The 19,713-nt window shown below is 51.0% G+C and carries 18 protein-coding genes; 12 read left to right on the top strand and 6 right to left on the bottom strand.

Translation table 11 applies throughout. From position 1 onward, the window contains the following. Positions 1 to 124: 124 nt before the first annotated feature. Entirely contained in the window at positions 125 to 1,708 is a 1,584-nt protein-coding gene (opgE, locus tag A7589_RS13510; RefSeq protein ID WP_108188884.1) for a phosphoethanolamine transferase, read from the top strand. 49 nt (positions 1,709 to 1,757) lie between these two features. Here the strand turns inward: opgE and ompX are convergent, their stop codons facing one another. Together ompX and A7589_RS22840 are read right to left on the bottom strand one after the other, a co-directional pair. Next, positions 1,758 to 2,273, bottom strand: a complete 516-nt coding sequence (ompX, locus tag A7589_RS13505) for an outer membrane protein OmpX (protein ID WP_010351215.1) — start codon at positions 2,271 to 2,273, stop codon at positions 1,758 to 1,760. A 52-nt stretch (positions 2,274 to 2,325) separates the two neighbouring features. Next, the gene (locus A7589_RS22840) at positions 2,326 to 2,391 is read right to left on the bottom strand and encodes a hypothetical protein (protein ID WP_123056750.1); all 66 of its coding nucleotides are present in this window, start codon (positions 2,389 to 2,391) and stop codon (positions 2,326 to 2,328) included. 233 nt (positions 2,392 to 2,624) lie between these two features. Here A7589_RS22840 and rhtA point away from each other — a divergent pair, with 233 nt between their 5' ends. The 6 genes from rhtA to ybiO all read left to right on the top strand — a co-directional run bounded on the left by rhtA (position 2,625) and on the right by ybiO (position 9,316). Then, positions 2,625 to 3,512 (top strand): threonine/homoserine exporter RhtA, encoded by an 888-nt coding sequence (gene rhtA, locus A7589_RS13500; RefSeq protein WP_010351217.1) that lies wholly within the window; start codon positions 2,625 to 2,627, stop codon positions 3,510 to 3,512. Between the two features lie 298 nt (positions 3,513 to 3,810). Then, complete coding sequence (gene dps, locus A7589_RS13495; protein ID WP_000100800.1) at positions 3,811 to 4,314, top strand: DNA starvation/stationary phase protection protein Dps; 504 nt, start codon at positions 3,811 to 3,813, stop codon at positions 4,312 to 4,314. A 403-nt stretch (positions 4,315 to 4,717) separates the two neighbouring features. Further along, positions 4,718 to 5,464 (top strand): glutamine ABC transporter substrate-binding protein GlnH, encoded by a 747-nt coding sequence (gene glnH / locus A7589_RS13485; RefSeq protein WP_000843874.1) that lies wholly within the window; start codon positions 4,718 to 4,720, stop codon positions 5,462 to 5,464. Between the two features lie 137 nt (positions 5,465 to 5,601). Beyond that, positions 5,602 to 6,261 (top strand): glutamine ABC transporter permease GlnP, encoded by a 660-nt coding sequence (gene glnP / locus A7589_RS13480; protein ID WP_001159053.1) that lies wholly within the window; start codon positions 5,602 to 5,604, stop codon positions 6,259 to 6,261. After that, positions 6,258 to 6,980 (top strand): glutamine ABC transporter ATP-binding protein GlnQ, encoded by a 723-nt coding sequence (gene glnQ, locus A7589_RS13475; protein ID WP_000569080.1) that lies wholly within the window; start codon positions 6,258 to 6,260, stop codon positions 6,978 to 6,980. The genes glnP and glnQ overlap by 4 nt, the downstream gene beginning before the upstream one ends. Before the next feature lie 116 nt (positions 6,981 to 7,096). After that, complete coding sequence (ybiO, locus tag A7589_RS13470; RefSeq protein ID WP_001267278.1) at positions 7,097 to 9,316, top strand: mechanosensitive channel protein; 2,220 nt, start codon at positions 7,097 to 7,099, stop codon at positions 9,314 to 9,316. Here the strand turns inward: ybiO and rlmF are convergent. Further along, entirely contained in the window at positions 9,313 to 10,239 is a 927-nt protein-coding gene (gene rlmF / locus A7589_RS13465) for a 23S rRNA (adenine(1618)-N(6))-methyltransferase RlmF (RefSeq protein WP_010354760.1), read from the bottom strand. The two genes, ybiO and rlmF, sit on opposite strands and share 4 nt — an antisense overlap. Before the next feature lie 275 nt (positions 10,240 to 10,514). Here rlmF and mcbA point away from each other — a divergent pair, with 275 nt between their 5' ends. From mcbA to ybiJ, 5 genes are all read left to right on the top strand, one after another. Beyond that, positions 10,515 to 10,775 carry a DUF1471 family periplasmic protein McbA gene (gene mcbA / locus A7589_RS22835; protein ID WP_010347475.1) on the top strand — a complete coding sequence of 87 codons (261 nt, stop codon included), beginning with the start codon at positions 10,515 to 10,517 and terminating at the stop codon, positions 10,773 to 10,775. A gap of 264 nt (positions 10,776 to 11,039) precedes the next feature. After that, complete coding sequence (locus tag A7589_RS13455) at positions 11,040 to 13,322, top strand: catecholate siderophore receptor Fiu (protein WP_105282691.1); 2,283 nt, start codon at positions 11,040 to 11,042, stop codon at positions 13,320 to 13,322. A gap of 213 nt (positions 13,323 to 13,535) precedes the next feature. Further along, complete coding sequence (ybiX, locus tag A7589_RS13450; protein ID WP_000990156.1) at positions 13,536 to 14,213, top strand: PKHD-type hydroxylase YbiX; 678 nt, start codon at positions 13,536 to 13,538, stop codon at positions 14,211 to 14,213. A 73-nt stretch (positions 14,214 to 14,286) separates the two neighbouring features. Then, on the top strand, positions 14,287 to 14,553 hold the full coding sequence (gene ybiI / locus A7589_RS13445; protein ID WP_000146367.1) for a C4-type zinc finger protein YbiI: 267 nt from the start codon (positions 14,287 to 14,289) through the stop codon (positions 14,551 to 14,553). Positions 14,554 to 14,817: 264 nt separating this feature from the next. Then, on the top strand, positions 14,818 to 15,078 hold the full coding sequence (gene ybiJ, locus A7589_RS13440; protein ID WP_000849307.1) for a DUF1471 family protein YbiJ: 261 nt from the start codon (positions 14,818 to 14,820) through the stop codon (positions 15,076 to 15,078). Positions 15,079 to 15,230: 152 nt separating this feature from the next. Here ybiJ and A7589_RS13435 read toward each other — a convergent pair whose 3' ends face one another. The 3 genes from A7589_RS13435 to dinG all read right to left on the bottom strand — a co-directional run bounded on the left by A7589_RS13435 (position 15,231) and on the right by dinG (position 19,597). Beyond that, positions 15,231 to 16,316, bottom strand: a complete 1,086-nt coding sequence (locus A7589_RS13435; protein WP_000443554.1) for a malate/lactate/ureidoglycolate dehydrogenase — start codon at positions 16,314 to 16,316, stop codon at positions 15,231 to 15,233. 140 nt (positions 16,317 to 16,456) lie between these two features. Next, positions 16,457 to 17,419: a DNA-binding protein YbiB gene (gene ybiB / locus A7589_RS13430; protein WP_000386503.1), complete on the bottom strand. Its 963-nt coding sequence runs from the start codon at positions 17,417 to 17,419 to the stop codon at positions 16,457 to 16,459. A 27-nt stretch (positions 17,420 to 17,446) separates the two neighbouring features. Then, positions 17,447 to 19,597, bottom strand: coding sequence for an ATP-dependent DNA helicase DinG (gene dinG, locus A7589_RS13425; RefSeq protein ID WP_001218647.1), 2,151 nt, complete (start codon positions 19,595 to 19,597; stop codon positions 17,447 to 17,449). Between the last annotated feature and the right edge of the window lie 116 nt (positions 19,598 to 19,713).

Raw genomic sequence — 19,713 nt, 5'->3', positions numbered from 1 at the left:
TTCTTGCAGCCCTGCGTATATTGCGGCTCGCGGATGCGGACCCTTTTCCCCTCTTCACGCACTCTTGCAGGTATTGACCCTTGACGCCAGGGTAAGCACATGGCGTTTGTTACGATAGTGGCATATGAATTTAACCCTCAAAGAATCGCTTGTTACCCGTAGCCGGGTATTTAGCCCGTGGACTGCGTTCTACTTTTTACAGTCGCTATTAATTAATCTCGGCTTAGGTTATCCCTTCAGTTTGCTCTACACCGCTGCGTTTACGGCTATTTTGCTTTTGCTATGGCGAACATTGCCTCGCGTACAAAAAGTTCTGGTCGGTGTCAGTTCGCTGGTGGCGGCTTGTTATTTCCCTTTTGCTCAGGCCTACGGCGCGCCTAATTTCAATACATTGCTGGCATTGCACTCCACCAATATGGAAGAGTCGACCGAAATCCTGACGATTTTTCCGTGGTACAGCTACCTGATCGGCTTATTTATTTTTGCGCTCGGCGTAATAGCAATCAGGCGAAAAAAAGAGAATGAAAAAGCGCGCTGGAATACCTTCGACAGCCTGTGTCTGGTATTCAGTGTGGCGACATTTTTAGTTGCTCCCGTGCAAAACCTGGCCTGGGGCGGCGTATTTAAATTGAAGGATACTGGCTATCCGGTATTTCGTTTCGCTAAGGATGTCATCGTCAACAATAACGAGGTGATTGAAGAGCAAGAGCGGATGGCAAAACTTTCCGGGATGAAAGATACCTGGACGGTTACTGCAGTTAAACCGAAATATCAGACCTATGTGGTGGTGATCGGTGAAAGCGTACGTCGCGACGCTCTCGGTGCCTTTGGCGGTCACTGGAACAACACCCCGTTTGCCAGCAGCGTTAACGGTCTGATCTTCGCTGACTACATTGCCGCCAGCGGCTCCACGCAAAAATCGCTTGGCTTAACGCTTAACCGCGTCGTCGATGGCAAGCCACAATTTCAGGATAACTTTGTCACCCTTGCCAACCGCGCAGGTTTTCAGACCTGGTGGTTTTCCAATCAGGGACAAATTGGTGAGTACGATACCGCCATCGCCAGCATTGCCAAACGTGCAGATGAAGTGCACTTCCTGAAAGAAGGTAATTTTGAAGCAGATAAGAACACCAAAGACGAAGCGTTACTGGACATGACCGCTCAGGTGCTGGCGCAAGAACACTCGCAACCGCAACTGATTGTTTTGCATCTGATGGGCTCACATCCGCAGGCCTGCGACCGGACACAAGGCAAATACGAAACCTTTGTGCAATCGAAAGAGACGTCGTGCTATCTCTACACCATGACGCAAACGGACGATTTACTGCGCAAACTCTATGACCAGTTACGCAACAGCGGTAGCAGTTTCTCGCTGGTTTACTTTTCTGACCACGGTCTGGCCTTTAAAGAACGCGGTAAAGAAGTGCAATATCTGGCTCATGACGATAAATATCAGCAAAATTTCCAGGTGCCTTTTATGGTCATTTCCAGCGACGATAAAGCGCACCGGATAATTAAAGCCCGCCGTTCAGCCAATGACTTCTTAGGTTTTTTCTCTCAATGGACAGGGATTAAAGCGAAGGAGATCAACATCAATTACCCGTTTATCTCTGAGAAGAAAGCCGGGCCGATATACATCACTAACTTCCAGTTACAGAAGGTGGATTACAACCATCTCGGAACCGATATATTCGATCCCAAATCTTAAGATAAAAAAATCCGCCCCGAGAGGCGGATTTTTTATATCACCGAAGTGATTAGAAGCGGTAACCAACACCGGCAATCCAGGTGCCTACGTCAACGTTACGAATACGGCTCTGCTCGTAAGAGAAGTCCAGAGCAACGTTTTCGATTGGGTTGAACTGCAGACCCGCGCCGTAGGAGAAGCCGTAGTCGCTGGTGTCATGTTTGTAGATCGGGTATTCAGTGGTCTGGAATTTACCATAGCCCACACCCACTACACCGTAGATGCTTGCCCAGTCGTTAATGCGGTAAGCCGGACCAGCAGTGATGCCGTAGTACTGGGTTTTGTTGTAGTCACCAGAGCTTGCAGTACGGCTTTTCTCGGTGTAAGTGAAAGAACCGATCACACCCAGCGGGCTGTTGTCTTCTTCATAGCGGTATTTCAGGTTGAAACCGCCCATTTTGTTCATTTTGCCCTGAGCGTCGCTCTGTGCATAACCACCAGTTACGGTAGAAGTAGCAGCTACGGAAGTACCTGCGGTGAAAGCCAGAACTGCGGCCAGTGCTGAAAGACATGCAATTTTTTTCATAACCACCTCAAATGTGATTCAAATAAGTCCTAAGTTTTAAATATATCAAAAATTAATGGGAAACTCTTCGCGATTTGTGATGTCTAACGGGCCATTTCGTGTAACAGAACGTTTCCATTTGCCGCTATCCATCTAAATTTAAATCACTTTTTCAGTGAACAGCGTAAGTATTACGCATATATTCACACTCTCTCATCCAGATTATTCTTAATCAGCAAACTGATGAATCCATCAATCCTGGCGCATTTTAGCCAAAATGGGGAAAAATTTTTCAACAAATGCTCAACCAGCCACTGGTACATCCAGTACACTCCACGCTTTACCTTGCTATACAACTTTATGGGAGAAAAGATGCCAGGGTCATTACGTAAAATGCCGGTCTGGTTACCAATAGTCATATTGCTCGTTGCCATGGCGTCTATTCAGGGTGGGGCTTCATTAGCAAAATCACTTTTTCCACTGGTTGGCGCGCCTGGCGTGACTGCACTGCGCCTTGCGCTGGGAACATTGATTCTTGTCGCTTTCTTTAAACCGTGGCGGCTGCGTTTTGCCCGAGAACAACGGTTGCCGCTGTTGTTTTACGGTGTATCTCTGGGTGGGATGAACTATCTCTTTTATCTCTCTATTCAGACTGTACCTCTGGGAATTGCAGTTGCGCTGGAGTTCACCGGGCCACTGGCGGTGGCGCTGTTCTCCTCTCGTCGCCCGGTAGATTTCGTTTGGGTTTTGCTGGCAGTGCTCGGTCTGTGGTTCCTGCTGCCGCTGGGGCAAGATGTTTCCCATGTCGATTTAACCGGCTGTGCGCTGGCGCTCGGTGCCGGTGCTTGTTGGGCTATCTACATATTAAGTGGGCAACGTGCCGGTGCTGAACACGGCCCTGCGACGGTGGCGATCGGTTCGCTGATTGCGGCATTAATTTTCGTGCCAATCGGCGCGTTACAGGCTGGAGAGGCTCTCTGGCATTGGTCGGTTGTTCCATTAGGTTTAGCTGTCGCAATTCTCTCGACCGCTCTGCCCTACTCGCTGGAGATGATTGCCCTCACCCGTTTGCCGACGCGGACATTTGGTACGCTGATGAGCATGGAACCGGCACTGGCTGCCATTTCCGGGATGATTTTCCTCGGTGAGATGCTGACGCCAATACAGATTCTGGCGCTCGGCGCTATCATCGCGGCTTCAATGGGCTCCACGCTGACAGCACGCAAAGAGAGCAAAATAGAAGAAATAGATATTAATTAAATTTACAATTCTGCATGGTTATGCATAACCATGCAGAATATTTCGCTAATTTTCACCTGCCACATCCTTATATATCTGACTACACAAAAGCATATTTATTCCGAAAATTCCTGGTGAACAAATAAATAAGAATCGTTCTTATTGGAATATATAAGCCACTGTATTTTAGCCGGTTTTATCTTTCACGCTTGTTACCACTATTAGTGTGATAGGAACAGCCAGAATAGCGGAACACATAGCCGGTGCTATACTTAGTCTCGTTAATTACTGGGACATAACATCAAGAGGATATGAAATTATGAGTACCGCTAAATTAGTTAAATCAAAAGCGACCAATCTGCTTTATACCCGCAACGATGTCTCTGACAGCGAGAAAAAAGCGACAGTAGAGTTGCTGAATCGTCAGGTTATCCAGTTTATTGATCTTTCGTTGATTACCAAACAGGCACACTGGAATATGCGCGGCGCTAACTTCATTGCCGTACATGAAATGCTGGATGGCTTCCGTACCGCTCTGATCGATCATCTGGATACCATGGCTGAACGCGCGGTACAACTGGGCGGCGTTGCCCTTGGCACCACTCAAGTTATCAATAGCAAAACACCGCTGAAAAGCTACCCGCTGGACATCCACAACGTTCAGGATCACCTGAAAGAGCTGGCGGATCGTTATGCAATTGTCGCCAATGATGTACGTAAAGCCATCGGTGAAGCAAAAGATGATGATACTGCAGATATCCTGACCGCCGCCTCCCGCGACCTGGATAAATTCCTGTGGTTTATCGAATCTAACATCGAATAACACCACCGCTGATGCTTCAAAACGTTAACAAACAATAAAAGCGGCTTCCTGAAAGGGGGCCGTTTTTTTTGATGCCTCGTCTCTACGCACTTTTTTAGTGCATCCAACTGCCCTTCCAGCCTGACAAAGTAAACTTTTTGTATCAACATCATCACACAATCATTACATAAAGATTGTTTTTTCATCAGGATTTACGCTAAATAATCACTGTGTTGACTGCACTATTTTAGCGCACCACTTTGGCGCCCCATAATGGTGCAATCTAACGGTGTTGCCTCATAAATCGTGCAATTCGTTTTCATCGCCTCTCGAAAAATCAACGAGTTGCAAAACTGGCACGATTTTTTCATATAGGTAAATGTTACGCAGGGGATCGTCCCGTGGATAGAAAAAAGGAAATGCTATGAAGTCTGTATTAAAAGTTTCACTGGCAGCACTGACCCTGGCTTTTGCGGTTTCTTCCCATGCCGCAGATAAAAAATTAGTTGTCGCGACAGATACCGCTTTCGTTCCGTTTGAATTTAAACAGGGCGACAAATACGTGGGCTTTGATGTCGATCTGTGGGCGGCAATCGCCAAAGAACTGAAGCTGGATTACGAACTGAAACCGATGGATTTCAGCGGTATCATTCCGGCGCTGCAAACCAAAAACGTCGATCTGGCGCTGGCGGGCATCACTATCACCGACGAGCGTAAAAAAGCGATCGATTTCTCTGACGGCTACTACAAAAGCGGTCTGTTAGTGATGGTGAAAGCGAACAACAACGATGTGAAAAGCGTGAAAGATCTCGACGGTAAAGTGGTTGCTGTGAAGAGCGGCACTGGCTCCGTTGATTACGCGAAGACGAACATCAAAACCAAAGATCTGCGACAGTTCCCGAACATCGATAACGCCTATATGGAACTGGGTACTAACCGCGCAGACGCCGTCCTGCACGATACACCAAACATTCTTTACTTCATCAAAACCGCCGGTAACGGCCAGTTCAAAGCGGTGGGTGACTCTCTGGAAGCACAGCAATACGGTATTGCTTTCCCGAAAGGTAGCGACGAGCTGCGTGATAAAGTCAACGGCGCGTTGAAAACCCTGCGCGAAAACGGAACTTACAACGAAATCTACAAAAAATGGTTCGGTACAGAACCGAAATAATAACACCACGCCTGTAAAGCGCACGGACAGTCCCCTCTCCCCTCTGGGGAGAGGATTAGGGTGAGGGCACAGGCCTGCTCCAACGCCATTAATTACCCTGAATTTGATTATTTACACCACGGTAACAGGAACAACATATGCAGTTTGACTGGAGTGCCATCTGGCCTGCCATTCCGCTTCTGATTGAAGGCGCCAAAATGACCCTGTGGATTTCGATCCTCGGTCTGGCTGGCGGCCTGGTGATCGGACTGGCGGCAGGTTTTGCACGCACCTTTGGCGGTTGGATAGCCAACCACGTCGCGTTAGTCTTTATTGAAGTGATTCGCGGCACACCTATCGTCGTCCAGGTGATGTTTATCTACTTCGCCCTGCCGATGGCGTTTAACGACTTACGCATCGACCCGTTTACTGCGGCGGTGGTCACCATCATGATTAACTCCGGCGCATACATTGCGGAAATCACTCGTGGTGCAGTGCTGTCAATCCACAAAGGTTTCCGTGAAGCCGGGCTGGCACTTGGTCTTTCACGTTGGGAAACCATTCGCTACGTCATTTTACCTCTGGCACTGCGCCGTATGCTGCCGCCGCTGGGCAACCAGTGGATCATCAGCATTAAAGACACCTCGCTGTTTATTGTTATCGGCGTGGCGGAGCTGACCCGTCAGGGGCAAGAAATTATTGCCGGTAACTTCCGCGCCCTTGAGATCTGGAGCGCCGTGGCGGTGTTTTATCTGATTATTACCCTGGTGCTGAGCTTTATTCTGCGTCGTCTGGAAAGAAGGATGAAAATCCTGTGATTGAATTTAAAAACGTCTCCAAGCATTTTGGTCCTACCCAGGTGCTGCACAATATCGATTTGAACATTGCTCAGGGCGAAGTGGTGGTGATTATCGGGCCTTCTGGTTCCGGTAAATCAACCCTGCTGCGCTGCATCAACAAACTGGAAGAAATTACCTCTGGTGATCTGATTGTCGATGGTCTGAAGGTTAACGATCCGAAAGTTGACGAGCGTCTGATTCGCCAGGAAGCGGGCATGGTGTTCCAGCAATTTTACCTCTTCCCGCACCTGACGGCGCTGGAAAACGTAATGTTTGGTCCGCTACGCGTGCGTGGCGCAAACAAAGAAGAGGCGGAAAAACTGGCACGTGAGCTGCTGGCGAAGGTCGGTCTGGCAGAACGCGCACATCACTACCCTTCCGAACTTTCTGGTGGTCAACAGCAGCGTGTGGCGATTGCCCGCGCGCTGGCGGTGAAGCCGAAAATGATGCTGTTCGATGAACCGACTTCCGCTCTTGACCCGGAACTGCGCCATGAAGTGCTGAAGGTTATGCAGGATCTGGCAGAAGAAGGCATGACGATGGTGATTGTGACCCACGAAATCGGTTTTGCTGAGAAAGTGGCTTCACGTCTGATCTTTATTGATAAAGGCCGGATTGCGGAAGATGGCGATCCTCAGGTGTTGATCAAGAACCCGCCGAGCCAGCGTTTGCAGGAATTTTTACAGCACGTCTCTTAACTTCTCAGCCTCCCTTTCCCCCGAAAGGGAGGAACACCAGATTCCTCTCATTTCAAATCGCTCCTCCCCCAGCATCTATACTTATCTTTTTGCTCTGTTTTCTCACTGGAGGAGTCATGCGGTGGATTCTGTTCATCCTCATCTGCCTGCTGGGCGCACCTGCCCACGCGGTGTCCATACCCGGCGTAACAACCACAGCAACAACAGATTCAACCTCCGAACCGGCTCCGGAACCGGATATCGAACAAAAAAAAGCGGCCTATGGCGCACTGGCGGATGTGCTGGATAATGACACCTCGCGCAAAGAGTTGATCGACCAGCTACGCACCGTTGCCGCCACGCCCCCCGCAGACCCCGTACCGAAAATCGTGCCGCCGACGCTGGTTGAAGAGCAAACCGTGCTGCAAAAGGTGACTGAAATCAGCCGCCATTATGGTGAAGCCCTCTCCGCGCGCTTCGGGCAACTTTACCGCAATATCACTGGCTCCCCGCATAAACCCTTTAACCCGCAAACCTTCAACAACGCGCTGACCCATTTTTCAATGCTCGCGGTGCTGGTGTTTGGTTTTTACTGGCTGATTCGCCTGTGCGCGCTGCCGCTGTATCGCAAAATGGGTCAGTGGGCGCGGCAAAAAAACCGTGAGCGCAGTAACTGGTTGCAGCTTCCAGCGATGATTATCGGGGCGTTTATTATCGATTTGCTGTTGCTGGCTCTGACGTTATTTGTCGGCCAGGTACTAAGCGACAACCTCAACGCCGGTAGCAAAACCATCGCTTTTCAACAAAGCCTGTTTCTCAATGCTTTCGCTCTGATTGAATTTTTCAAAGCTGTTTTACGCCTGATTTTCTGCCCGAACGTGGCAGAGCTGCGCCCGTTCAATATTCAGGATGAAAGCGCCCGCTACTGGTGCCGCCGTCTTAGCTGGTTAAGCAGTCTGATTGGTTATGGACTGATTGTGGCAGTGCCGATTATCTCTAATCAGGTGAATGTGCAAATTGGGGCGCTGGCAAACGTGATAATCATGCTGTGCATGACCGTCTGGGCGCTGTATCTGATCTTTCGTAATAAAAAAGAGATTACCCAGCATCTACTCAACTTCGCGGAGCACTCGCTGGCATTCTTCAGCCTGTTTATCCGCGCCTTTGCGCTGGTGTGGCACTGGCTGGCAAGCGCCTATTTTATTGTGCTGTTTTTCTTTTCGTTGTTCGATCCGGGAAACAGCCTGAAATTTATGATGGGCGCAACGGTGCGCAGTCTGGCGATTATTGGTATCGCGGCGTTTGTTTCCGGTATGTTTTCCCGCTGGCTGGCGAAGACCATCACTCTCTCGCCACATACTCAGCGTAACTATCCGGAGCTGCAAAAACGGCTGAACGGCTGGCTATCAGCAGCACTGAAAACGGCACGTATTCTGACGGTGTGCGTGGCGGTAATGTTGCTGCTCAGCGCCTGGGGGCTGTTCGATTTCTGGAACTGGCTGCAAAACGGCGCGGGACAGAAAACCGTGGATATCCTGATCCGTATCGCGCTCATCCTTTTCTTCTCGGCGGTTGGCTGGACGGTGCTCGCCAGTTTGATCGAAAACCGGCTGGCTTCAGATATTCACGGTCGCCCGCTGCCCAGCGCCCGTACGCGTACCCTGCTGACACTGTTTCGCAATGCGCTGGCGGTGATTATCAGCACCATCACCATCATGATTGTTTTGTCGGAAATCGGCGTCAATATCGCACCGCTGCTGGCAGGTGCCGGGGCATTAGGTCTGGCTATCTCGTTTGGTTCGCAAACGCTGGTGAAAGATATTATTACCGGCGTGTTCATTCAGTTTGAAAACGGTATGAACACCGGAGATTTGGTTACCATCGGGCCGTTGACCGGCACGGTGGAACGGATGTCGATTCGCTCCGTGGGCGTGCGTCAGGATACCGGTGCGTATCACATCATTCCGTGGTCTTCGATAACCACCTTTGCTAACTTCGTCCGTGGCATTGGTTCGGTGGTAGCAAACTATGATGTCGATCGGCATGAGGATGCCGATAAAGCCAATCAGGCGCTGAAGGATGCCGTAGCGGCGGTGATGGAAAATGAAGAAATTCGCGGGCTGATTATTGGTGAACCGAACTTTGCCGGTATTGTCGGCTTAAGCAATACCGCGTTTACGCTGCGTGTTTCGTTTACCACGCTGCCGCTCAAACAGTGGACGGTGAGATTTGCCCTCGACAGCCAGGTGAAAAAACATTTCGACCAGGCTGGTGTTCGTGCGCCGGTGCAAACTTATCAGGTGCTGCCGGGAACGCCCCCGGTAGCACCACTGCCATCGGGGGAGCCTACGCTTTAACGCTGGCGATTGACAAAACGACGGCGCTGTTCGTCGTTCATAAAGGTCCAGGCAATAAAGCGACTCTGTTTTTGCCCCTGGGCCATCTCTTTTTTGACCACTTTCACCGCGCCAACATCCGTCAGAGCACGATACAACGGCGGTAAGTTTTCGCCACGAGATACCAGCGAGGTAAACCACATCACCTGCTTCGCGAAGCCTTTACTCTCTTCAATCATCTTTTTGATAAAGGCCACTTCGCCACCTTCACACCACAGCTCCTGTTGCTGACCGCCAAAGTTCAGCGCGTTATCTCTGTCCAGCCCCAGGTTACGCCGTTTGCGTTCGCTGCCGGCACGCGCTGCTGCTGCGGAGTCATGGAACGGTGGGTTGCACAAGGTTGCGTCGTATTGCTCGTTTTTGTGGATGATGCCGTTAAAAATGGCGCCGGTATCCTTTTGCCGACGCAGGCGGATAGCGCGGTTAAGACCCGGATTGGCGCTGATGATCGCCTGCGCGCTGCTTAATGCCTGGCTGTTAGTTTCTGTACCAGTAAAACGCCAGCCATATTCATGCACACCAATCAGCGGATAAATACAATTTGCACCAACACCGATATCCAGAATGCTGGCATTGGCTGGAATTGTTCCGCTTGCCTCAGCCAGTAAATCAGCAAGATGATGAATATAATCTGCCCGACCCGGCACCGGTGGGCAGAGAAAACCGTCAGGGATATCCCAGCTCGCCACAGCATAAAAATGTGCCAACAGCGCCTTGTTGAGCGCCTTCACTGCCAGCGGATTGGCGAAGTCAACGCTTTGCTCACCGGCAGGGGTAAGCGTAAGGAATTGCGCCAGTTCAGGATTCACCTGACAAAGCGTGGCGAGATCGTAGCGACTGTGATGACGATTGCGCGGGTGTAACCCCGGTTTCTGGGCGGACATAGCATTCTCCTTTAAGCAGCGGCGTAAGATACCCGCATAACGCAGCAGGGTAAATATCTGGCTGCGTTTAACATGCTTCAAAACCTTAACCCGACTGCATTTTTCATCAATTCATCATAAAAATCAGCACGCTGCATGTCATTGATTTGTCTTGTTTTGTAAAAATATATTGTTCAAAAAATAAGCGCATGTCTGTCAATTTTTTGCGTCATTTTCATCGCACAGGAGACCTACACTTATCAGGCACTACTCGTTGTATTTATGAGGATGTCATTATGAAAAAGTGCCTCGCACTACTGATTGCCACCGTCCTGAGCGGAATCACCTTCACGGCTTATGCCGCGCAGCCACTGAGTAACCAGGACAGCGGTCAACTACGACCAGCCGGAACCGTTTCGGCGACCGGCGCATCTAACCTAAGCGATCTGGAGGATAAACTGGCAGAAAAAGCGCGCGAACAAGGCGCGAAAGGTTATGTCATTAATTCCGCAGGCGGAAATGACCAGATGTTCGGTACTGCAACCATCTACAAATAACCCCACCAACGTAACTGCATTCGCCTCTGGATGCAGTTTTCGTCCATTTTGTAATCGAAAAACATCAAATATGAACATAATGTAAATAAATGTATTTCTTTTTCGCGCAATGGGTGATAGAAAATCGCGCCAAGTGATAATGCTTATCAAAATTATTATCACTTGCACGATCGCTTTTACGGGATTAACAGTGGCATCGCATCCGCAGAGATGCTTTCTCGTGACAGTGAAAATTTTAACATATAAGAAAAAGTCACCTGCAAAATGGAAAACAATCGCAATTTCCCTGCCAGACAATTTCATTCGCTCACGTTCTTTGCCGGTCTTTGTATCGGTATCACGCCTGTGGCACAGGCACTCGCCGCCGAAGGGCAAACTAACGCGGATGACACGCTGGTTGTCGAAGCATCAACGCCTTCGCTTTATGCACCACAACAATCTGCCGATCCGAAATTCTTACGTCCGGTAGCGGATACAACCCGCACGATGACGGTGATTTCGGAACAAGTGATTAAAGATCAGGGCGCAACCAACCTTACCGACGCGCTTAAAAACGTCCCCGGCGTGGGTGCGTTTTTTGCTGGTGAGAACGGTAACTCCACCACTGGTGACGCCATTTATATGCGCGGAGCCGATACCTCTAACAGCATTTATATTGATGGTATTCGCGATATTGGCAGCGTCTCGCGCGACACCTTCAATACCGAACAGGTCGAAGTGATTAAAGGCCCGTCCGGCACCGACTACGGGCGTAGTGCGCCGACGGGTTCGATCAATATGATCAGCAAACAGCCGCGCAATGATTCAGGTATTGACGCCTCCGCCAGTATTGGTAGCGCCTGGTTCCGTCGCGGCACGCTGGATGTTAATCAGGTCATTGGCGATACCACTGCGGTACGTCTGAATATGATGGGCGAAAAGACGCACGATGCCGGGCGCGATAAAGTCAAAAACGAGCGTTACGGCGTCGCCCCTTCCGTGGCATTTGGTCTCGGTACGTCGAATCGTTTGTATCTCAACTATTTACACGTCACCCAGCACAATACGCCAGACGGCGGCATTCCGACCATTGGTTTACCGGGCTATTCCGCACCTTCTGCGGGTACGGCGGCGCTGAATCATTCCGGAAAAGTTGATACGCATAACTTTTATGGTACAGATTCCGATTACGACGATTCGACCACCGATACTGCCACCATGCGTTTTGAGCACGACATCAGCGATAACACCACTATTCGCAATACCACGCGTTGGTCGCGCGTGAAGCAGGATTACCTGATGACGGCAATTATGGGCGGGGCGTCGAATATTACCCAGCCCACCAGCGATGTGAATAGCTGGACGTGGTCACGCACTGCGAATACCAAAGATGTGAGTAATAAAATTCTCACCAACCAGACCAACCTGACCTCGACGTTCTATACCGGCTCTATCGGTCATGATATCAGTACCGGCGTGGAATTTACCCGCGAAACGCAAACCAACTACGGCGTTAATCCGGTGACGTTACCGGCGGTGAATATTTATCATCCTGACAGCAGCATTCATCCCGGTGGCCTGACGCGCAACGGCGCAAATGCCAATGGTCAGACGGATACCTTTGCAATTTATGCCTTCGATACGCTGCAAATCACCCGTGATTTTGAGCTGAACGGCGGAATTCGGCTGGACAATTATCATACTGAATACGACAGTGCTACCGCCTGCGGCGGCAGTGGTCGCGGTGCCGTCACCTGCCCGAGCGGCGTGGCATACGGTTCTCCAGTCACTACTGTCGACACCGCTAAGTCTGGCAATCTGGTGAACTGGAAAGCCGGGGCGCTGTATCACCTGACAGACAATGGCAATGTCTACGTGAACTATGCCGTTTCCCAACAACCACCAGGTGGCAGTAATTTCGCCCTTGCGCAGTCTGGTAGCGGTAACAGTGCCAGCCGTACCGACTTTAAACCGCAAAAAGCCAAAACCAGTGAGATTGGCACCAAATGGCAGGTGCTGGATAAACGCCTGCTACTCACTGCCGCGCTGTTCCGTACTGATATCGAAAATGAAGTTGAGCAAAATGATGACGGGACTTACTCGCAATACGGTAAGAAACGCGTCGAAGGCTATGAGATTTCCGTTGCCGGGAATATCACTCCGGCCTGGCAAGTGATTGGCGGTTACACCCAGCAAAAAGCGACTATCAAAAACGGCGCTGACGTTGCTCAGGATGGTTCCTCATCACTGCCGTATACGCCGGAACACGCCTTTACCCTATGGAGCCAATATCAGGCAACCGATGATATCTCCGTTGGTGCAGGCGCTCGCTATATCGGCAGTATGCGTAAAGGTTCAGACGGCGCGGTGGGAACGCCAGCGTTTACCGAAGGTTATTGGGTCGCCGATGCCAAACTGGGTTATCGGGTTAATCGCAATCTCGACTTCCAGTTAAACGTCTACAACCTGTTCGATACCGATTACGTCGCCTCAATCAACAAGAGCGGCTACCGTTATCATCCGGGTGAGCCAAGAACTTTCCTGCTCACCGCCAATATGCATTTCTGATTCAGATGTGGGGTGCAGGGCGCACTAAGATTGATGGCGAGAACAGAACTGCCTGATGCGCTACGCTTATCAGGCCTGCGAAATTCGTGCAATGTATTGAATTTACATCATTTTGTAGACCGGATAAGGCGTTCACGCCGCATCCGGCATGAGTTAAGTGCACTCTATCAACAATCGGTGTGATGCTCAGCCCCCACTTTTTGGAGAACCTATATGATGTACCACATTCCCGGTGTGTTATCGCCACAGGACGTCGCCCGGTTTCGTGCCCAACTGGAACAAGCCGAATGGATTGATGGACGTGTCACCACCGGCGCACAAGGCGCGCAGGTCAAGAATAATCAACAGGTAGACACCCGCAGCGCGTTATATGCCGCATTACAAAATGAAGTGCTGAACGCGGTTAACCAACATGCACTGTTCTTTGCCGCTGCCTTGCCGCGTACCATTTCCACGCCGCTGTTTAATCGCTATCAGAATAATGAAACCTATGGTTTTCATGTGGATGGCGCGGTACGCAGTCATCCGCAAAACGGCTGGATGCGCACCGATCTTTCCGCCACGCTGTTTTTGAGCGATCCACAAAGTTACGAAGGCGGCGAACTGGTCGTCAATGACACCTTCGGGCAACATCGGGTAAAACTTCCGGCAGGCGATCTGGTGTTGTATCCCTCCAGCAGCCTGCACTGTGTAACCCCCGTAACGCACGGCGTACGGGTGGCGTCATTTATGTGGATACAATCAATGATCCGCGACGATAAAAAGCGCGCCATGCTGTTCGAGCTGGACAACAATATTCAGTCACTCAAAAACCGCTACGGCGAAGGAGAAGAGATCCTGTCGCTACTCAATCTTTATCATAATCTGCTGCGGGAATGGTCGGAGATCTGACGCTTGAACTGCCCAGGTTCGCCCCTATATTAGCTACACTTAACTGTACAAGCATTGATATGGGGAGGACGATATGGCATCCGGTTGGGCTAACGATGACGCCGTCAACGAACAGATCAACAGTACAATTGAAGATGCGATTGCCCGCGCCAGGGGTGAAATTCCGCGTGGCAAAAGCCTGTATGAATGTGAAGAGTGCGGCGCTCCCATCCCGCAGGCTCGTCGGGAAGCCATTCCTGGCGTGCGCTTATGCATTCACTGTCAGCAGGAGAAAGATTTACAAAAACCGGGTTATACAGGATATAATCGCAGAGGTTCGAAAGACAGCCAGTTACGTTAACTGCAACTAGCATGATGTGTAGATAGTATGATTTGCGTTTTTCGTGGCATTCCGTGCCTTTAACGCAGCCGTAACTGCCACATGTTACAAAATTGGTTAATACATACGATAAATGAATGGATTATCAGCATGTTAGATATCAATCAATTTATTTGAACAAGGCGGTCAATTCTCTTCGATTTTATCTCTCGTAAAAAAACGTGATACTCATCACATCGACGAAACAACGTCACTTAAACAAAAATCACCTGCGAGAGATTAATTATGAAAACTATCAATACTGTTGTTGCTGCTATGGCTCTTTCCACTCTGTCATTTGGCGTGTTCGCGGCGGAGCCGGTCACGGCATCCCAGGCACAAAGCATGAATAAAATTGGCGTAGTTTCTGCCGATGGCGCATCCACCCTCGATGCCCTGGAAGCGAAACTGGCTGAAAAAGCGGCGGCGGCTGGCGCCAGTGGATACAGCATCACATCCGCCACCAACAACAATAAATTAAGCGGCACAGCGGTTATCTATAAGTAATTCGCAGGCCGGATAAAGCGTTTACGCCGCATCCGGCAAGAAGCTATCAGGTTCTGAATTTCCCTGTCTGTTTGCCGACAGACGCATGTGCTCCAACCCTCATTGATCCTATGTTACCCTTGTTTGCCCGTCCGTCACTGGACGGGCTTTTTTTAGCTGGCTGACTGCTGGCTGAAAGCCTGCAACGTCTCTTCTGATATACCAATCTGCCGCGCGGCGTCACAAATTGCCTGCCAGCTCCCGGCATCCAACGGAACCCCCGTTTCCTGCCGTTCACGGCGCATATTAACTTCCCACTCTCCCGGCAGCAAAATCGGTTTATCGTCATCATGCGGCGAGGCTTTCACCCACTCGGCAAAGGCTTCGGACTGCGCTGCACAATCTGGCGCACCGAACAGCTCCGGGTTAATGATAATGCTCGTCATGCAGTTAAAACCGGCATCCGGGCTGTGCTGCAATGTTTCCTGATAAGTGGTTTTACCACCAGAAAGCGCACCACCGAGAATTTCGCACATCACCGCCAGGGCGTAACCTTTATGTTCAGCAAAAGCCAACAACGCTCCTAACGGTGACTCCAGCATTACTGCCGGATCGGTCGTTGGCACACCGTTAACGTCGATCAGGCAACCAGGTGGTACGGGCACGCCTTTATGCCAGGCCACACGCGCTTTACCAAACGCAATGGTGCTGGTGGCGTAATCGAGCAACAGCGGGAAGTCATCTTTACGTGGGAAAACAACGCAAAACGGATTGGTGCCGAAGCGACTATCACGACCACGGAACGGCGCAACAGCCTTGCTCCCTACCACACTGACAAAGTGGATAGAGACAAACCCCGCCGCCGCGCACTGTTCCGCCCAATAACCAATGCGCCCGATATGATGTGAGTTACGCAGCGCCACGGCAGCAATACCGTGGTGACGTGCTTTTTCAATCCCCAGAGTCATGGCCTCATATGCAGCTACCTGACCACATGCGCGATCGCCATCAAGCGTGACCACAGCTCCCGCATCTTTGACAATTTTGGCGTGATGGTTGATCTGCAAATAGCCCTGCTGCCAGGAACGCACATAATTCGGGATCATGCCAATACCATGTGAATCATGCCCTGCCAGATTTGCTGCGATTAAATGATCTGCTACTAATTTTGCTTCCTGTTCCTCGCTACCCATCTGACGAAACACAGTCAGAACAAAGTTGTGCAGCGTCCGGGCATGAAAGCGATGACCACTTTCCATGGTTAACTCCTGTTTATGTTATATGCCTGTTGTTTTTTTATGCTGCGCGCCGCACACGGGAAGGTCAATAAAGATGCTGCACTTTCATGGTGCAGTGGAGTAAAGACCGGATGACACTCATCATCCGGCTGAGGAAGAAATTAAAATGATTGCTTAATGCGCGCCAGACCATCGCTAATGGTTGCCACTTCGCCCGCCGCCGCCAGACAGCAAGCCATCTGGATGTTGAGTGACTCGGGAATTGGTTCGCTGCCAGCCAGGCAACGTTCAATCCACTTCGCCGTGGTTTCCGGGTCTTTTGCTTGTGGCAGTAGCTCGTTGCCAGCAGTGTCCTGTTTTTCATACAGCACCCGCATCCCTTCGCGGTCAATAAGATTTATTTGCGGGCAGCGTTGCGGATTAGCATAGACTTCGCCTTCAGTGCCGTGCATTAACAGCGCCCGTCCGCCGATATCGCGAAAGAACTTCGCGACTCGCCCGATGTATTCCGGATGCGAGACGCTGGAAAGACGCAGTGCCTCACCTTCGGCAAACGGTGTCGCCAGTTTCGCCAGGGTATGCGCACTGTTGCGCACGCCCATCCGCCAGCGCATCGCCAGTTGTTTTTCCAGCGGCGGGCAAAACGCGCCTACGGGCATAAATACCGGCTGGTGCTCGTCAAGCTTCGCCTGTGCTTGTCCGGCATGTAGCGTTGGCGCAATCCCCATCAGTTGAAAAATGGTTTCGGTCAGCACGCGAGTCGGATCTTCACTAACGCCGTGAACGACCACCGGAAAACCGAGTTTATGCAGCAGAATCGCCAGCAACGGCGTCAGGTTGGCCTGTTTACGCGCGCCGTTGTAACTGGGGATGACAATCGGCATCGGCTTGCCGACGGGGGGCGTCAGCTTGATGGTGTGATTTTGCATGGCTTCGTAAAAGCCGAGCATCTCTGCTTCCCCTTCCCCTTTGATACGCAGTGCAATCAATATGCCACCCAACTCAAGGTCAGGCACTTCGCCATTGAGCATATGGGCATACAGACCGCGCGCCGTATCCTGGTCCAGATCGCGTGCGTGGTTTTTCCCGCGCCCGATCTCTTTAATGATTTTGCGATAGTCCATTTACGACTCCTTACCTGACTCACATCATTAACGCCGCCGACGGCGTGGGGATTTCGCTTTTTCTTTCTTTTTAACTATACCTTCAGGGACTTCCGGTTGCTCTATTGGAAATACCGGTAATGCATCCAGTAGTCGCTTGCCATAATTTTTGGTCAACAAGCGTTTGTCGTAGATAACCACTTCGCCCCAGCAACTGTGGCTTCGAATAAGACGCCCAACTTGCTGAATCAGATTAAACGAAGCACTCGGCAGGCTTTGCACCTCAAACGGGTAGCGATTAAGACTTTTTAGCCATTCGCCTTCGGTGATCACCACCGGACTGTCGATAGGCGGAAAGGCGATTTTATGGATATGCACCTGGCTGAGCAGATCGCCTTTCAGATCAAGGCCTTCGGCGAATGACTGTAAGCCCACCAGCACGCTGCGCTCACCGTTAGCGACGCGTTTGCGATGCAGTTCAACTAAGCGGTAGCGCGGCTGATCGCCCTGCACCAGTAACATCAAACGTAAATCCGTCACATAGTCGAGAAACCGATGCATCGCCCGTCCGCTGGCAAACAGCACCAACATGCCGAGATGCTTTTTGCTCTCCACCTGCTCACGGAAAAAGGCCGCCATTTCAGCAATGTGCTGCTCTTCGTTGTCGATGGAAGGCTCAAAGCGCATCCGGGGAATAACAATTTTGCCCTGCTCGCAGTGGTTGAACGGTGAATCCAGCGCCACAAAGCGGTCGCCTGCTTTCTCTTTCAGCCCGCTCATCTCCTGCAAACGCGAAAAACTGTTCAACGAACGCAAGGTCGCGGAAGTGACAATAATGTGCGGAATGCTGCGCCACAGCAGCCTTTCCAGCTGATCGCTGACGCGGATCCCCACGCAGTGAAACCAGAGATGTAGCTGCCCGTCACGCTCTTCCCGCGTCGCCCATTTGGTCACTGGCGCACCGGAAGATTGCGCCAGCGAGGCCAGCCGCCAGAGTTTGCTTTGCGCCTCAAACATCCCCAGCGCGCGGTTCATCTGCAAAATCAACCGATGCAGACGCACAATATCGTGGCTGCCGGTTTTCTCGCTTAAATCGTTGAGGAACAGTTCTGCCAGGCCACGCAGCATCTCGGTCAGTTTCGCCAGCCGCTGGCAGATCTCCAGCACTTCATCAGGCAGTTCGCCCATCGCAAACCGGTGCTCAGCCTCCTGCCCGGCAGGCATATAGAGATTGAGAATGTTGTTTAAAGAGGCGATAAGCTCATACAACTCTTCACAATGCGCATTCAAACGTTCAGGGATTGCCAGCGGTGGGATCGTCTTCGGGCGAAACTGCTCTATGCAGGTGGCGACCAGTTTCGTGAACAAGTCCAGTTGGAGCCGATACCAGGGCGCGGTGATTTCGGCGCTCATCTCCAGCGCATCCCGCGCCACGTCCGGCAGGTGATGCCCTTCATCCAGCACCAGCAGCAAGTTTTTCGGGTCTGGCAATACAGCTTCGCTTTCCATCGCCGCCATCACCAGCGCATGGTTTGCCACCACCACTTCTGCTTCCTGAATCTCCCGACGGGCAACAAAAAACGGGCATTCGCGGTAGTAGTAACAGTTGCGGTTGAGGCAGCTGGCTTTGTCGGTACTCAGCCGTCGCCAGAGATCGTCATCAATAGCGATATCAGTATGATCGCGCAGGCCATCCCATTTATAAGTGTCGAGATCGCCCTTCAGCTTTGCACAGCGTTTTTGCTCTTCCTGATTATTAGGCGTCAGTTCGTCGTCAAGAAAAGCGAGCAGGTCCTGTTGCGTGGGTTCAGTGCTGGCGAGCGCCGTCAGGTTGCGTGGGCAAACGTAGCGCCCACGCCCGAAAGCGGCGGTGAATTTAAGATCGGGAATGATCTTTTTCAACAAAGGTAAATCTTTGCTGTAGATCTGATCCTGCAATGCCACGTTGGCGGTACTGACCACCAGCGTTTTTTGCTCTTCGCGGGCAATCGCAATGCCAGGAATCAAATAGGAGAGCGTTTTCCCAACGCCGGTGGGTGCTTCAATCGCCAGATGCCGCCCTTCTTCTCCGGCCAGCGTTTTGGCGACGTCCGCAATCATCTGCCGCTGCGGCGCACGGGGAATAAAGTCGGGGATCTGTTCCTGAAGCGCCTTATACCAGGCGGCAATTTGCGCTTTAAGCGCGGCGGTTAATGCCATGAGAAAACCTGAAATACTGTATAAACAGCCAATATTGTGGCATTTTTCGGTTTTCAGGGGTAATGGTTTTTCTGTTTCTGGAAAGCGGCTCGCAATAACGTTTTCCGGATGTAGGG

Origin of the sequence: Escherichia sp. MOD1-EC6475 (genome assembly GCF_003046645.1) — a bacterium.
GTDB lineage: Bacteria > Pseudomonadota > Gammaproteobacteria > Enterobacterales > Enterobacteriaceae > Escherichia > Escherichia ruysiae.
Note: the sequence above shows the minus strand (reverse complement) of the source record. Positions and strands in the feature narration are given on the sequence as shown.

Coding starts and splice junctions, on each gene's coding strand:
- opgE (WP_108188884.1), top strand. CDS start 125: ATGAATTTAACCCTCAAAGAATCGCTTGTTACCCGTAGCCGGGTATTT.
- ompX (WP_010351215.1), bottom strand. CDS start 2,273: ATGAAAAAAATTGCATGTCTTTCAGCACTGGCCGCAGTTCTGGCTTTC.
- rhtA (WP_010351217.1), top strand. CDS start 2,625: ATGCCAGGGTCATTACGTAAAATGCCGGTCTGGTTACCAATAGTCATA.
- dps (WP_000100800.1), top strand. CDS start 3,811: ATGAGTACCGCTAAATTAGTTAAATCAAAAGCGACCAATCTGCTTTAT.
- glnH (WP_000843874.1), top strand. CDS start 4,718: ATGAAGTCTGTATTAAAAGTTTCACTGGCAGCACTGACCCTGGCTTTT.
- glnP (WP_001159053.1), top strand. CDS start 5,602: ATGCAGTTTGACTGGAGTGCCATCTGGCCTGCCATTCCGCTTCTGATT.
- ybiO (WP_001267278.1), top strand. CDS start 7,097: ATGCGGTGGATTCTGTTCATCCTCATCTGCCTGCTGGGCGCACCTGCC.
- rlmF (WP_010354760.1), bottom strand. CDS start 10,239: ATGTCCGCCCAGAAACCGGGGTTACACCCGCGCAATCGTCATCACAGT.
- mcbA (WP_010347475.1), top strand. CDS start 10,515: ATGAAAAAGTGCCTCGCACTACTGATTGCCACCGTCCTGAGCGGAATC.
- A7589_RS13455 (WP_105282691.1), top strand. CDS start 11,040: ATGGAAAACAATCGCAATTTCCCTGCCAGACAATTTCATTCGCTCACG.
- ybiX (WP_000990156.1), top strand. CDS start 13,536: ATGATGTACCACATTCCCGGTGTGTTATCGCCACAGGACGTCGCCCGG.
- ybiI (WP_000146367.1), top strand. CDS start 14,287: ATGGCATCCGGTTGGGCTAACGATGACGCCGTCAACGAACAGATCAAC.
- ybiJ (WP_000849307.1), top strand. CDS start 14,818: ATGAAAACTATCAATACTGTTGTTGCTGCTATGGCTCTTTCCACTCTG.
- A7589_RS13435 (WP_000443554.1), bottom strand. CDS start 16,316: ATGGAAAGTGGTCATCGCTTTCATGCCCGGACGCTGCACAACTTTGTT.
- ybiB (WP_000386503.1), bottom strand. CDS start 17,419: ATGGACTATCGCAAAATCATTAAAGAGATCGGGCGCGGGAAAAACCAC.
- dinG (WP_001218647.1), bottom strand. CDS start 19,597: ATGGCATTAACCGCCGCGCTTAAAGCGCAAATTGCCGCCTGGTATAAG.